We start from the raw sequence: 14089 nt of genomic DNA, 5'->3' as shown, positions 1-14089 counted from the left end.
TCAGGCGGAAGGTGTCGGCGAAGGCGCCGGTGAAGGTGTTGGCGAGGGTGCCGGTGCGCCGCCGACCTTGCGCAGGGTGTTCACCGTGATGTGCGGGAAGGTGATCGGCACTGTCTCGGTGGCGCCCGGGAACAGGATCGGGATCGTCAGCATGATCGTCTGCGAATATTGCAGCTGGTCGAAACTGTTCGTCCCATCATCCTCGATCCAATAGGTCGCGGAATATTGCGCGACCTCGGCATGGCTCTGCTCGAAGCTGATATTGGCCACCGCGCCGCCGCCGGTATTGGTATCGACGTCGAGCTGGATGAACTGCGCGATGGTGCGCTGGCCCAGCGCATCGGTCAGCGCCTGGTTCGGGTTCTGCGTATAGGCCGGTAGCGGATTTTCGACCGAGGCGGTGGCGTACATCGTCGCGATCTCCGCTGCGACCTGCGCCGGAATGGCGTTCCCCGGCACGTCCTGCGGCAGCACGACCGAAACGGGGATGGTGGGCGCGCCGCTCTGCTTGACCGGCAGGTTGGTCTTGATCGGCGGCGTGACCGGCGTCGGCGGGAAGGTGAAGAGCGCCGCATTGCCGGTCGCCAGCACCGAATTGCCGTGCGGGACCGAGATCTGCTTGAAGATGTTCTCGGGCTCGGGCGGTGGGGAGTCGCCGAACGCTTCGGTGCCGGTGGTATCCCCGTCGTCATCGCCGTAAGGGCCGACCAGCTGCGCCGCCGGCGTGAGGAAACCCCAGATGCCGTTCTCGAAATGGACGAGCGTGTCCTTGGCCGGGCCATCGGCGATATAGACGCGCTGTTCGTAGAGCAGGGCGTTGGAGACCTGGGTGCCCGCGCCGCCGCGGTTCGCCGCAGTGCCGTGGATCGGCGAGAAGGTGATCTCCTCGTAATAGGTCAGGTTCTTGAGGATGAAGCCGAGTGCGCCGCTGGTGGCGGCGGGATCATTCTGCGGCAAGGGCATGAGGTTGTAGGAATAGGGGTTTTCCGGTCCGCCGTTCCCGCTGGTCAGGTCCTGGTTGGTCCAGGTGCCGATCAGGTTGAACAGGGGCCCGATCTCCTCCGGCTGGTCCACCGCCGGCGGATTGGGCTGAGCAGGCTCGTTGATCAGCGGCAGGCTGAGGTCGGGCGGGGTTATCGGCGCGTCGGCAAGGACGACCTGCCCCTGCTGGCCTCCGCCGATGCGGATGCGGTCGGATGTCGGTGTCGTCGCCATTTCATGTTCCCCCAAGTGGATGTGCGGCAGGCATGGGCCTTCGCGCCGCGCGGCAAGCCCGCGCACCGCGTCGCGCCGGTTGAAATGCGACCTGATTCTCGGAGTTTTCCCCGCGCCGGTTGAACATCGGATGCCGCTGCGGACGCAATAAGGATTGCGTCGATACAACCGCTTCGGCACAGATTCCGCGACTGGTCACGGAAGGCGGAAATCATGCTCGAGATGCGCCCCGACTGCGAACGCTGCGGCACCGACCTGCCCGCCGACGAGGCCGGCGCCTTCATCTGCTCGTTCGAATGCAGCTTCTGCGCCGATTGCGCCGACGCGCTCGACGAACGCTGCCCCAATTGCGGCGGCGAGCTGTTGGATCGGCCGGCGCGCACGGGTAAGGCGCTGGCGAACAATCCGGCGAGCACGGAGCGCCGGTTTAAAGGCTGAACGCATATGACGCCGCGCATCCTGATCATCGCAGGCTCCGATTCGGGCGGAGGCGCCGGGATCCAGGCGGACATCAAGACCGTCACCATGCTCGGCGGCCATGCGATGACGGCGGTCACCGCGATCACCGCGCAGAACACGCTCGGCGTCAGCGGCGTCCACCCGATCCCCACCGACATGGTCCTCGCCCAGATCGAGGCGTGCGTCAGCGATATCGGCGTCGATGCCATCAAGATCGGCATGATCGGGTCGGCACGCACCGCGCTGGCGGTGGCCGGGAAGCTCGCCGAATTGCCCGGCGTGCCGGTGGTGTTCGATCCCGTCATGGTCGCGACCAGCGGGGCCACGCTCGCCGACGACGCGACCATCGCTGCGTTCGAGCGGCTGATGGACCGCGCCGCCGTCGTCACCCCCAACCTCCCGGAACTGGCGGCTCTGGGCGGCGACGCCCGCGCGCTGGTCGCGGCGCATCGCTGTGCCGTGCTGGTCAAGGGCGGCCATGTCGAAGGCCCGGTGATCACCGACCGGCTCTATTCCGCCGACCCCGAGGACCCGCCCGAGATCGAATGGTCGGGGCCGCGCATCGAGACCGACTCGACCCACGGCACCGGCTGCACGCTTTCCTCCGCCATCGCCTGCGGGCTGGCCGAGGAGTGGGACCTGCCCGAAGCGGTCAATCGCGCACGACGCTTTGTCCGTATCGCAATGCGCGAGGCGCCGGGCCTGGGTCGCGGTCATGGGCCGATGGGGCACCAGGCGGTCCGCCTCGATCTCAACATGAGCTTCTTCGAGCCGATGCTGAACCAGGTCACCGTCCCCGCGCAGGACCTGGCCGCGAGCGAGCGCTTCTACCGGCTGCTCGGCCTGCGCCAGGTCGTTCGCGCATCCCCCCGCTATGCCCGGTTCGAGACCGAGGGCGGCGCCACCTTCAGCATCGCCACCGATCCCGACTACACGGCACCCGTCGTCTATTTCGAATGCGGCGATCTCGACGTCACCGTCGCATACCTCCAGCAACAGGGCATCAAGTTCGAGGCCGAGCCCAGGGACGAGAGCTGGGGCTGGCGCGAGGCGCGGCTGCGCGATCCGGCCGGCAACTCGGTTCGTCTCTACCAGGCTGGCGAGATGCGCCGGTATCCGCCATGGCGGATCCAAGATGCCTGACCTCAAGTTCGAGCGGAAATATACGCGCCTTCACAAGGGCCATGTCGCCGGCGTGGACGAGGCCGGCCGCGGGCCTTTGGCGGGGCCCGTGGTCGCCGCCGCCGTGGTGCTCGACCCCAAGTGCATCCCCGAGGGAATCGACGATTCCAAGGCGCTCACCGCCGGCAAGCGCGAGCGGCTGTGCGCGGAACTCCTCGCCTGCGCCAAGGTCGGCATCGGCATGGCCACGGTCGAGGAGATCGACAGCCTCAACATCTTCTGGGCGACGATGCTGGCGATGACCCGCGCCGTCGATGCGCTCGGCTTCGTCCCCGCCTTCGTGCTGGTCGACGGCAATCGCTGCCCCGATTGGGCGCACCAGAGCCACCCGATCGTCGGCGGCGACGCGCTCTGCCTGTCGATCGCCGCCGCCTCGATCGTCGCCAAGCACCGGCGCGATTGCATGATGATCGAACTCGACGCGCTTCACCCGGGCTATGGCTGGGCGAGCAACAAGGGCTATGGCGCCAAGGTCCACCAAGAAGCGCTGCGCACCCTGGGCCCCACGCCGCATCACCGCCGCAGCTTCGCGCCCGTCGCCCAGGCGCATTTCGATTTCGGGCCCAGGATCGTCGCTGCCGAATAGGCTACCCGGCAAAATTTGCCGCCTTCCGCACGCGTTCGCCGCGCACGCCTCCTAAAATGGTGAACAAAGCCATTTCCGGAGTGATCGCATGTCCTATCTGCCGAATGCCGAGGCGCAGGGTTTCGGCCCCGATGCCGGGCCGGCCATTGCCGATCCGATGGCGAGCCGCTTCTTCCCGGTGCTGGCCAGCCTGATCGATCGGCTGAACGACGGCCTCGACCATCCCGAAGTCTGGCCGCTGCTCGCCGATGCCGCCGGCCAGGACGATGTCGTGGAGCTGCGTGACCTGATCGAAGTCCTCGAACCCGCGCAGTCGGGCTCCGCCCGCAAGGGCCTCAACCTGCTCGGCGGCATGCTCCATGCCCTGTCGGTCGACCGTGAGCGCGGCCTTACCTTCCTCGCCCAGATGGCGGCGGAATATGCGCATTGCCCGCAGATCGCCGGCGCGATCTTCTTCCTCGAGCGCCACGGCACCGACAAGTCCGCCGACCTTTCCAACCGCTTCTGCGACGCGCCCTTCGTCAAGTTCGAGACGCTGATGGACGGCACCGTCGCGCCCTGTTGCTCGATCTGGACGCAGCAGCGGCTCGGCCAGCTCGACGGCAACACTGCCGAACAGATCTGGAACAGCGCGCCCGCGCAGCAGATGCGCGCCAGTATCCTTGATGGCTCCTATCGCCATTGCCACAAGCAGCGCTGCACCTTCATCAACGAAGACGCGCTGCCGACCCGCGAAGAAGTCAGCGATCCGGCGATGCGCGCGGTGATCGACGGCAACATCACGCATATGGAGCAGGGCCCGCGCTGGCTGTTCCTCGCCCATGACGTCACCTGCAACCTTGCCTGCCCCTCGTGCCGCGACGGCATCGAGGCGGCCGACGAGGCGCAGGAGCTGCGCTTCGACAAGATCGAGCAGCAGGTCTTCCGTCCGATGCTCGAAGGCGCCACCGAAGACGGCGCCAAGAAGGTGATGATCTCGCTCTCGGGCCAGGGCGATCCCTGGTCGAGCCCGCATTACCGCTCGATCCTGCGTTACATGGCCGACCACGAACTCGACGTGGAGATGGAGCTGCACACCAACGCGCTGCTGATGGGCGAGGGGCGCTGGGCGCAATATGCCGGGCTCGATCGCTACCGTGCGATGGTCAATGTCTCGATCGATGCCTGCACGCCCTGGGTCTATGAGCATGTCCGCCGCCCGGGCAAGTGGGACAAGCTCTACACCAACCTCCAGTTCATCGCCGCCAAATATGCCCGTGGCGAGTTCCGCGAGTTCCACTTGAACGCCACGGTGCAGCTCGACAATTTCCACGAGATGCCGGCGCTGATGCGCCTGGCCAAGCAGCTCGGCGCCGATTCGATGCGGCTCTACATGATCCAGAATACCGGCGGGCACCTCGCGCCCTATTTCACGCGCTGCAATGTCGGCGATCCGGCGCATCCGCTGCATCCGGCCTTCCTGGAGACGCTGCGCGATCCGATCCTGGGCGAGGATATCGCCCATCTCTACGATGTCAGCCACTGGCGCGATCGCGCGCTCGAAGCCGAGCTGCCGTCCGATTCGCTCGGGCCCGATTTCAGCCGCGAGACCCTGGCTGATGCGATCCGCGCCGCGGGCGCCAATGCGATCCGCCGTGTCGCGCTCTGCGTCGCCGGCCGAATCAAGTTTCCGCGGGACCACAGCCTGCTCCAGATCGAGGCGCAGGCGCTCTACGAACTCGGTTTCGCGCAGCAGGCGCGCTACCGGCTCAATGAAAGCGTGACCCTGGGCGGCGAAGCGATCGCGCTCGGCTGAGCTGAGTCTTTTTCGCCACACCCCATATCTTGTGCCTGTGGATAACTTCTTGACTCAGCATGTGGATAAGTTCGTGGAGCGTTCCACAAGTTAACGGAATCGCAGGCTTTTTCGTTAACCAATCTTCCCTTGACGTGGAGTCGTTCCGCGACAGAAACCGCCTCTCCAACAAGGGGAAAGAGGTTAATGGGGGTTCTCGAAAAGGGCAGGCTGAAGCCGGCGACGGTTCGCAGCTGGGTGGATGTGCTGCCCTATGACACGATCCTGCAGCAGGATTGCATCGAGGCCATGCGCGCGCTGCCGGCCAAGTCGATCGACTGCATCTTCGCCGATCCGCCCTATAATCTTCAGCTCGGCGGCGACCTCAACCGTCCCGACGGCAGCGCCGTCGACGCGGTCACCGACGATTGGGACAAGTTCGACAGCCTCGCCGCTTATGACGCGTTCACCCGCGAATGGCTGGCCGAGGCGCGCCGCATCCTGAAGGACGATGGCTCGATCTGGGTGATCGGCAGCTATCACAACATCTTCAAGGTCGGCTCGGCGATCCAGGACCTGGGCTTCTGGATCCTCAACGACATCATCTGGCGCAAGGCCAACCCGATGCCCAACTTCAAGGGGACGCGCTTCACCAACGCGCACGAGACCCTGATCTGGGCGAGCACCGGCGAGAAGGCGAAATACACCTTCAACTATCGCTCGATGAAGACGCTCAACGACGAGCTCCAGATGCGCTCGGACTGGGAATTCCCGATCTGCGGCGGCCAGGAGCGGCTGAAGAAGGGCGGCACCAAGGTCCACCCGACCCAGAAGCCCGAAGCTTTGCTGTATCGCCTGCTGCTCGCGTCGACCAAGCCGGGCGACGTCGTGCTCGACCCGTTCTTCGGCACCGGCACCACCGGTGCCGTCGCCAAGCGTCTCGGCCGCCGCTGGATCGGCATCGAGCGCGAGAGCGCCTATGTCGAGGCGGCGCAGGAGCGCATCGCGGCAGCCCTGCCGCTCGACGAATCGGCGCTGAAGACGATGCAGGCACCCAAGAGCCAGCCGCGCGTCGCCTTCGGCCAACTGGTCGAGAATGGCTATCTCGCGCCGGGCACCGTGCTGATGGACACCAAGCGCCGCTGGCGCGCGACTGTCGGTGCCGATGGCTCGCTGCGCTGTGAAGACGGCCAGGCCGGCTCGATCCACAAGATCGGCGCCACGCTGCAGAACGCGCCGTCGTGCAATGGCTGGACCTTCTGGCACTACGAAGCGGTGGACGGGCTCAAGCCGATAGACGCGCTGCGCCAGACCTATCTGCTGGCGACGCAGCCGTAATTGACGTTCGAGGGGAGCGCATCGCCGCTCCCCACCCGTCATGCTGAACTTGTTTCAGCATCCAAGCCACTTTCCGCTTCCAATGTAGGATTTCGTCTGAGATCGGTTGCGCATGCCCAACCGCTTTCCGGCCCTGTCTCGCTCGCCAACCATGGCGCCACTGCACGAGGGGTGGAATCGGGGGCACCGTAGCATCAACTTCGTAAACTTCCGCGCCGAATGACCCTCGATCTGTCCCCCTCGGCGCGGCTCTATCTCCGCCCCGTCCAGCTCGCGGATTCGCCGGTCAACCGCGACGGCGACGTCACCCGCCTCGCCGGGGGCCTCAGCTGGTGCTCCGCCTTCGAGCTGATCGCGCGCGACAATGGCAGGCGCGTCGTCCAGCGCACGGTCGCTGTCGCCGATCTCCCCGACGATCCCCGCATCGGCGCGATCGTCCAGCGCATCACCGCCCCGCGCGCGCCGCTCAAGCTTGGCGAGCGCGTGGTGCGGCTCGACCAGCCCCAGGTGATGGCGATCCTCAACCGCACGCCGGACAGCTTCTCCGATGCCGGCACCCACATGCAGGATGCCGACGCCGCGGCGAGCGCGGGCGTCGACATGGCGGCGGCGGGTGCGGCAATCCTCGATATTGGCGGCGAATCGACGCGTCCCGGCGCGGCGGAGGTCTGGGAAGGTGAGGAGATCGAACGCGTCGTCCCGGTCATCCAGACGCTCGCCCGCGGCGGCGCGGCGATTTCGATCGACACCCGCCGTGCCTCGGTGATGGCCGCCGCGCTCGCTGCAGGCGCGCATATCGTCAACGACGTCGCCGCTCTGCTCTACGATCCGCGCGCGCTCGCAGTGGTGGTCGAGGCCGGCTGCCCGGTGGTGCTGATGCATTCGCCCGATCCGGCCAAGGGGCCGCATGGCGGCGAGGGGTATGGCGATGTGCTGCTCGATGTCTACGACTGGCTGGAGAAGCGTGTCGACGAGGTCGCCGCAGCCGGTGTCGATCGCGCGAAGATCCTGGTCGATCCCGGCATCGGCTTCGGCAAGTCGCTCCAGGACAATCTCGCGCTGATCAACGGCCTGGCGCTGTTCCATGGGCTGGGCTGCGGCATCGTCTTCGGCGCCAGCCGCAAGCGGATGATCGGCGCGCTCGGCAACGAGGCGCCGGCCGACCAGCGGCTCGGCGGCAGCCTGACGCTTGCGCTCAAGGCCGCCGATGCCGGGGCGCAGTTGATCCGCGTGCACGACGTGTTCGAGACGGTCCAGGCGTTGCGCGTGTGGCGCGGCCTGCGCGATGCGGCGCTCATCGCAGGCTAAGGAACCGGGGCGCAGGAAGGGCCGTTCGCAGGTTCGAAGGAGATTTAGATGCGTGTTCTTGCCCTAGCCGCCCTGCTGACCCTGTCCGCGCCCGCCTTTGCCCAGGAGCCGGGCCCGCAGGATGCGCGCGACACGGTGAATGCCTATTATGCCGCGATCGAGCGCGGCGACTTCCGCACCGCCTATGGCCTGTGGGACCGTGGCGGGCAGGCGAGCGGCAAGAGCTACGCAAGCTTCCGCCAGGGTTTTGCCGGGACCGCGCACAGCCGGGTCGAGACGCGCACGCCGCGCGAGGGTGACGCCGGGATGAGCCAGCGCTGGATCATCGTGCCGGTCGATGTCTATGCCACGCTCAAGAACGGCAAGCGCCAGCATTTCCGCGGCAGCTACACGCTCCACCGCGTGGCCAAGGGCGTCAGCAGCAACCCCGCCGATACCCTCTGGCACCTGTCGAAAGCGAAGCTGGTAGCGGTCCGCTAGAACCAGCCCGCGGCTTCCAGTGGCGTGATCTGGGCCCGGGCGACCGGCGCCTCGATCCCGCCGGCAAGTTGCAGGCGGACATTGCGCCCCTCGCGCCGCACGCCCTGGACGGCACCCTGCGCCACCCACCAGCTGCGGTGGACCAGCGCGCCCGGCATGCCGTCCAGCTCGGCGACGGCATCGCGTAGGCGCATCAGCAGCAGGGTGGAGCCATGGGGGGTGTGCACGCGGACATAATGATCCTCCATCTCCAGCGCGATCGGAAGCGCACGCAGATGCGGCGGCAGTCGCTCGAGCAGCCGGGGAGGGGGCGCTTCGCCGGACTCGGCCACCGGCGTGGTAGGAGCATCGCGGCGCTGCTGGACGAACCAGAACAGCGCGCAGACCAGCGCGCCGAGGATGAGGACGTTGAAATACTGCGCCAGTGCCTGCTCCAGCGTCGGCCAGCTTGCGCGGTGCCAGAGGAAATTGGCAACCCAGGTCACTGCGGTCATCGGCAGCGTGGCGATCAGGCAGGCCGCGGCCCAGAGCGCCGGTTCGGGCAGCTCCAGCTTCGGGGCAAGCGCACGCGCCGCGACCATGGCGGGGAAATAGAGGAAATAGCCGGCATAGCTCATCGCCAGCCAGTAGAGCAGCCGCAGGCCGAACGGCGCTTCGAAGCTGCCGAACGGCCCGACCAGCGCTGCGACGATCCCCACGCCGAAGATGATCGCGCAGCCGATCAGGATTCGCCGCGTGCCGCCCATCTCGCCTTTCGTCCCTCCCGTTCGCGCTTCGCCAAATGGCAGTGCTCTGTGCGCCGCCGCCCGCCGGCGAAGCGAAATGCCTGCACACGTAGCCGCGATTGCGGGCATGTCGCCAGCCGCCAATCTGGTCCTGCCAATAAAGTCGGGAGGCAAGAAGTGACCACGCTGGTTCGGGAAGAAATCGCAATCGATCTGCCGCGGATCGCCAAGGGCGCGTTGCTCGCCGGTGCCACGGTCCTGGCGGGTGCCACCGCGATCGCGGTCGCCCAGGTGCTGACGGGCATGACACCCTCGACCTATGAGGCGAAGCAGGTCGCGATCCTGATCCATCTCGCCACCGTGCTGCCGGCGATCCCGCTTGGCCTCTGGGTGCTGCTGGCTCGAAAGGGTGATGCACGCCATAAGATGCTCGGCCGGGTCTGGGCGGTGCTGATGCTGGTGGCGGCAACCTCGGCGATCTTCATCCGCACGATCAACCACGGCCAGTTCAGCCTGATCCACCTGTTCGTGCCGGTCGTCTTCCTCGCCTTGTTCCGCGCCATCCGCGCCGCCCGCATGGGCAGGATCGCCCTGCACAAAAGGCTGATGTGGACGCTCTATTCCGCCGGGCTGCTGCTGCCGGGCATGTTCGCCTTCCTGCCCGGCCGGCTGCTCTGGCACTGGCTGATGCTGTGACGAGGTTTCCCCACGGCCGATGACGAGATAGGCTGGGCGTCGGGTCGCGGGATGGGGACTGGGGATGAAACGACGGGGCGTGCTGGCATTGATGATCGGTGCGGTGACGGGGCTGTTTGGCGCGCGCGCCGTGGCCCGATCGCCGGACATGCGGGACGGGATCGGCGTTCCTGTCGTCGCACTTCCCGATTTCCCCTATCCCCATGTCACCGTCGCGGGCACCGAGGCACTTGCCGCCTGGGAAAGGCTGCGGCGCGAGGGCAAGGGCTGGCCGGTGATCGTCGGCAACGATGCCGAGCTCGCCCAGTTGGCCGACGGCCATGCTGCCAACCCCGATCAGAAACCGGCTACAATTCTTGCTGCCGCCGGCAAGGTGAAGCTCGCCGATGCCCTTCAAAAGGCATTCACCGACGAACATGGCGCAGATGCCGCCATGCCCAACCTTGGCGAATGGCCGGCGTTGGGCAAAGGCGAGCAGCTGGGGCTCACCGTTGCGTCGGACATCCTGACCGGCAAGCCCTATGAGCGCGTGCACATCGTGTTGTTGCCCATTGCGGACGGAAGCGAGGCGCCCGCCTATCTGGGCTGGGGCGGCTGGAATGCTTGTCCGGCACCGGAACTGCACGTGGCGCTGCTGCGTCAATGGAAGCGGCGTTACGGCGCCGAGCTGGTCGGCCTGTCGGGCGACACGATGAACCTGCGCGTGGCACGGCGTCCGGCGACCCGCGACGAAGCGCTGGCACTGGCCCGCGAACAATATCTCTACTGCACTGATATCGTCGATCAGGGCATCGGCGCGCTGCGTCCGCTGGCGGCGAGCCTGATGGATTCGGGCTGGTGGTTCTTCTGGTGGGACTGAGCGCGGTTCAGGCGGCGCTCTGGTCGATCCCCAACTCGCCGAGCTTGCGGTAGAGCGTCGAGCGACCGATCCCCAGGCGCCGGGCAACCTCGGTCATCCGGCCGCGATAATGGCCGATGGCGAGGCGGATCACATCGGCCTCGATCTCGTCCAGCGCGCGCAGATTGCCGTCGGGGCGGAAGAGCGTAACGCCGGCATTGTTCGACCCCTGCGCCTGCTGGCCATTGCCCATCGGGCGGCCGGCGGCGAGCTGGGCGATCTGCGGGAAGTCGGCGCGGGTCAGCCCGTCACCGTCGCAGAGCACCGCGGCGCGGAACAGCGCGTTCTGAAGCTGGCGGACATTGCCCGGCCAGTCGTACGAGCCTAGCAGCTGGAGCGCGTCGTCGGTGATGCCGAGCTCGCGAAGCCCAGGCTGCTCGGCAATGCGTGCGAGCAAATGGCGGGCGAGGCCCGGAATGTCGCCGGTGCGCTCGCGCAGCGGTGGGATCGTCACCTGGACGACGTTGAGCCGGTAATACAGGTCCTCGCGGAAGCGCCCGGCCTCGACTTCGGCCTGCAGCGTCTTGTTGGTCGCTGCGATCACGCGGACATCGACTTCGCGGGCATGGCGCGCGCCGATCGGCTGGATCTCGCCCGACTGGAGCACGCGCAGCAGCTTGACCTGCGCGTCGAGCGGCATTTCGCCGACTTCATCGAGGAAGAGCGTGCCGCCATCGGCTTCGGCAAATCGGCCGATCTTGCGCTCGAAGGCGCCGGTGAAGGCGCCCTTCTCGTGCCCGAACAGCTCGCTCTCCACCAGATTGGCGGGGATCGCGCCGCAATTGACGCAGACCATGTCCTTCTTGTTGCGCGGGGAAGCGGCGTGGATCGCCTCGGCGACCACTTCCTTGCCGACGCCGCTCTCGCCTTCGATCAGCACCGGCACGCGCGCCCGGGCGGCCTTGGCGGCGATCGCCAGCGCCGCGCGGAACTGCGGCGCGCTGCCGACGATCTCGTCGAATGCGAGCGGGGCGGAAAGCTTTTCGGTGAGCGGGCGCAGCTCGCCCGCGGTCTTGCCGCCCACCGCGGCCTCGAGCGCGGCGAGCAGCCGTTCGGAAGCGAGCGGCTTCACCAGGAAGTCGGTGGCGCCTGCACGCATCGCGTTCACCGCATTGGCGACCGAGCCGTTGGCGGTGAGCATCAGGATCGGCAGCTGCGGCCGCCTGGCGCGCAGTTCGGCGATCAGCGCGGCCGCGTCGGCATCGGGCGAGCTATGGTCGAGGATCACCGCGTCGAGCGCCATTCCGTCGGGGGTGCCAAGCGTGGCGATGCCGATTTCGGCCTCGCCCGCGAAGATGGTCCGCCATCCGCGGCGTGCGGCGATCGCAGCGACGAGTCGGCGCTGTGCCGGCTCGTCGTCGATCAGCATCAGGAGGCGCTGGCCGTTGCGCGTCATCGCTCTACTGTCCCCAATGTCCCGTTTCAGGTCGTCCGTTATAAAACGGATGGGTAAAGGCGGGCTTAAGCGTGCCGTAGCGGCACGAGGGTTGAGCGGCTGTCGGCACGGGGCTAAGGTCCGGCCAAATACCGTTTCAAGGGGAGAGACGAATGGCTGATGGGGTCGATAGCGCCGAACAGCTCAAGGCGCACGAGCAGACCTGGACCGGGTTCAAGGCAATGATGTTGTGGGGCACGGTGGGCGTCGCCCTGATCGCTGCCCTCGTCGTGTTCCTGATCTCCGCCAAGTGAAGATCGCGGTTCTGAAGGAGGCCGCCGCCGGCGAGCGGCGCGTTTCCGCGACTCCGGAAACGGTGAAGAAGTTCGTGGCCCTCGGGGCCGAAGTGGCGGTCGAGAAGGGCGCGGGCGATACCGCGTCGATCGCCGACCAGGCCTATGCCGATGCCGGCGCCAGCGTCGGCACCGCTGCGGCGACGCTCAAGGACGCCGACATCGTGCTCGGCGTGCAGGGTCCCGATCCGGCGGCGCTCAAGGGCACCAGGCCCGGCGCCTGGATCGTCGCCGGGCTCAACCCGTTCGGGGAGCGCGCCAAGATCGACGCCTATGCGGCAGGCGGCTTCGAGGCGCTGGCGATGGAATTCATGCCGCGCATCACGCGTGCGCAGTCGATGGACATCCTGTCCTCGCAGTCGAACCTGTCGGGCTACAAGGCCGTGCTCGATGCGGCGGGTGAATATGGCCGCGCCTTCCCGATGATGATGACTGCGGCGGGCACCGTCTCCGCCGCCAAGGTCTTCGTGATGGGTGTCGGCGTCGCGGGCCTCCAGGCGATCGCCACCGCGCGGCGCCTCGGGGCCCAGGTCTCCGCGACCGATGTGCGCGCCGCGACCAAGGAGCAGATCCTGTCGCTCGGCGCCAAGCCGATCTTCGTCGAGGCGGTGAAGGGCATCGAGGGCGAAGGCACCGGCGGCTATGCCACCGAGATGAGCGACGAGTACAAGGCGGCGCAGGCCGAGCTCGTCTCCAGCCATATCGCCAAGCAGGACATCGTCATCACCACCGCGCTGATCCCGGGGCGCCCCGCGCCGCGCCTGATCACCGACGCGCAGATCGCGACGATGAAGCCTGGCAGCGTGATCGTCGATCTCGCGGTCGAGGCGGGCGGCAATGTCGAAGGCGCGGTCGCCGGCGAGGTGGTTGAGAAGCATGGGGTGAAGATCGTCGGGCACAAGAACGTGCCCTCGCGCCTCGCCGCCGACACCTCCGCGCTGTTCGCCCGCAACCTGTTCAACTTCCTCTCCGCCTTCTGGGACAAGGAGCAGGGCAAGCCCGTGCTCGACGAGGAGATCGGCAACGCGATCTGCCTCACCCAGGGCGGCAAGGTGGTGAACGAGAGGCTGCTCGGGTGAGCGCGATCGCAGCGCTCGTGCTCTTCGGGATCGTGCAGCCGGCAAGCGATAGTGGGCTCATTCGAGCGCAGGCGGCGTTGAAGATAGCTTATGACGCGGAATGGGCGGCGCGCACGAGCATTTGCGGCGATCGCGGGCGCGATGCCGAACTGCTCAGGATCAAACGCGATTATGAGCAGCTGGCTGCTCGCTACGAACGGCGCGCCGGAAAGCCTCCGCTGGACTATTGGATAAGCTATCACGGCGAAGGCTGCGAGCGGTGGGGGCGCTATCGCCCCTCGGTGACCGCCGCGCGGTTGGCACTCGCCGATGCCCGCGAAACGCTGGGCGTGGAGGAATAAATGGACTTCATTTCGATCCTGTCGATCTTCGTGCTGGCGTGCTTCGTCGGCTATTACGTGGTCTGGTCGGTCACCCCGGCGCTCCACACGCCGCTGATGGCGGTGACCAACGCGATCTCGTCGGTGATCATCGTCGGCGCCCTGATCGCGTCGGCCGCCTCGGGCGCGGAGATCGCCAAGTGGCTCGGCCTCGTCGCCGTGGCGCTGGCATCCGTGAACATCTTCGGCGGCTTTGCCGTCACCGAGCGCATGCTCGCCATGTACAAGAAGAAGGGCTGAG

16 protein-coding genes are annotated in these 14089 nt (G+C 67.1%); 13 read left to right on the top strand and 3 right to left on the bottom strand.

Annotation, left to right across the window (positions count from 1 at the left end; all coding sequences use genetic code 11):
- Positions 1–1215 (bottom strand): heme-binding protein, encoded by a 1215-nt coding sequence (locus AC1RPL_RS19125; RefSeq protein ID WP_493071624.1) that lies wholly within the window; start codon positions 1213–1215, stop codon positions 1–3.
- 213 nt (positions 1216–1428) lie between these two features.
- On the opposite strand from AC1RPL_RS19125, the gene AC1RPL_RS19120 reads away from it, so the two are divergent.
- From AC1RPL_RS19120 to AC1RPL_RS19090, 7 genes are all read left to right on the top strand, one after another.
- Positions 1429–1653: a DUF1272 domain-containing protein gene (locus tag AC1RPL_RS19120; RefSeq protein WP_493071622.1), complete on the top strand. Its 225-nt coding sequence runs from the start codon at positions 1429–1431 to the stop codon at positions 1651–1653.
- Between the two features lie 6 nt (positions 1654–1659).
- A complete protein-coding gene (thiD, locus tag AC1RPL_RS19115; RefSeq protein ID WP_493071620.1) occupies positions 1660–2817 on the top strand; it encodes a bifunctional hydroxymethylpyrimidine kinase/phosphomethylpyrimidine kinase in 1158 nt (385 codons plus the stop codon).
- Complete coding sequence (gene rnhB, locus AC1RPL_RS19110; protein WP_493071618.1) at positions 2810–3442, top strand: ribonuclease HII; 633 nt, start codon at positions 2810–2812, stop codon at positions 3440–3442. The genes thiD and rnhB overlap by 8 nt, the downstream gene beginning before the upstream one ends.
- Before the next feature lie 88 nt (positions 3443–3530).
- Positions 3531–5237, top strand: coding sequence for an SPASM domain-containing protein (locus tag AC1RPL_RS19105; RefSeq protein ID WP_493071616.1), 1707 nt, complete (start codon positions 3531–3533; stop codon positions 5235–5237).
- Between the two features lie 186 nt (positions 5238–5423).
- On the top strand, positions 5424–6554 hold the full coding sequence (locus AC1RPL_RS19100) for a site-specific DNA-methyltransferase (protein ID WP_493071614.1): 1131 nt from the start codon (positions 5424–5426) through the stop codon (positions 6552–6554).
- A 219-nt stretch (positions 6555–6773) separates the two neighbouring features.
- Positions 6774–7862, top strand: a complete 1089-nt coding sequence (gene folP / locus AC1RPL_RS19095; RefSeq protein WP_493071612.1) for a dihydropteroate synthase — start codon at positions 6774–6776, stop codon at positions 7860–7862.
- 48 nt (positions 7863–7910) lie between these two features.
- Complete coding sequence (locus tag AC1RPL_RS19090; protein ID WP_493071610.1) at positions 7911–8342, top strand: hypothetical protein; 432 nt, start codon at positions 7911–7913, stop codon at positions 8340–8342.
- Here AC1RPL_RS19090 and AC1RPL_RS19085 read toward each other — a convergent pair.
- Positions 8339–9088: a LytTR family DNA-binding domain-containing protein gene (locus AC1RPL_RS19085; protein WP_493071609.1), complete on the bottom strand. Its 750-nt coding sequence runs from the start codon at positions 9086–9088 to the stop codon at positions 8339–8341. The two genes, AC1RPL_RS19090 and AC1RPL_RS19085, sit on opposite strands and share 4 nt — an antisense overlap.
- A 156-nt stretch (positions 9089–9244) precedes the next feature.
- Here AC1RPL_RS19085 and AC1RPL_RS19080 point away from each other — a divergent pair, with 156 nt between their 5' ends.
- Both AC1RPL_RS19080 and AC1RPL_RS19075 read left to right on the top strand, forming a co-directional pair.
- Positions 9245–9763, top strand: coding sequence for a DUF2306 domain-containing protein (locus AC1RPL_RS19080; RefSeq protein WP_493071607.1), 519 nt, complete (start codon positions 9245–9247; stop codon positions 9761–9763).
- 64 nt (positions 9764–9827) lie between these two features.
- The gene (locus tag AC1RPL_RS19075; protein WP_493071605.1) at positions 9828–10622 is read left to right on the top strand and encodes a DUF4253 domain-containing protein; all 795 of its coding nucleotides are present in this window, start codon (positions 9828–9830) and stop codon (positions 10620–10622) included.
- Positions 10623–10629: 7 nt separating this feature from the next.
- Here the strand turns inward: AC1RPL_RS19075 and AC1RPL_RS19070 are convergent, their stop codons facing one another.
- A complete protein-coding gene (locus AC1RPL_RS19070; protein ID WP_493071603.1) occupies positions 10630–12057 on the bottom strand; it encodes a sigma-54-dependent transcriptional regulator in 1428 nt (475 codons plus the stop codon).
- Between the two features lie 152 nt (positions 12058–12209).
- On the opposite strand from AC1RPL_RS19070, the gene AC1RPL_RS19065 reads away from it, so the two are divergent.
- The 4 genes from AC1RPL_RS19065 to AC1RPL_RS19050 are packed head-to-tail and all read left to right on the top strand — an operon-like array spanning position 12210 to position 14088.
- Entirely contained in the window at positions 12210–12350 is a 141-nt protein-coding gene (locus AC1RPL_RS19065; protein ID WP_493071602.1) for an aa3-type cytochrome c oxidase subunit IV, read from the top strand.
- Entirely contained in the window at positions 12347–13468 is a 1122-nt protein-coding gene (locus tag AC1RPL_RS19060) for an NAD(P) transhydrogenase subunit alpha (protein WP_493071600.1), read from the top strand. The genes AC1RPL_RS19065 and AC1RPL_RS19060 overlap by 4 nt, the downstream gene beginning before the upstream one ends.
- Positions 13465–13809: a hypothetical protein gene (locus AC1RPL_RS19055; RefSeq protein WP_493071598.1), complete on the top strand. Its 345-nt coding sequence runs from the start codon at positions 13465–13467 to the stop codon at positions 13807–13809. Before AC1RPL_RS19060 ends, AC1RPL_RS19055 begins: the two co-directional genes overlap by 4 nt.
- Entirely contained in the window at positions 13810–14088 is a 279-nt protein-coding gene (locus tag AC1RPL_RS19050) for an NAD(P) transhydrogenase subunit alpha part 2 (protein ID WP_086127554.1), read from the top strand.
- Position 14089 lies beyond the last annotated feature (1 nt).

The organism is Sphingomonas sp. GW821-FHT12D09 (assembly GCF_058807215.1).
This window is presented reverse-complemented; position numbering and strand designations above follow the sequence as displayed.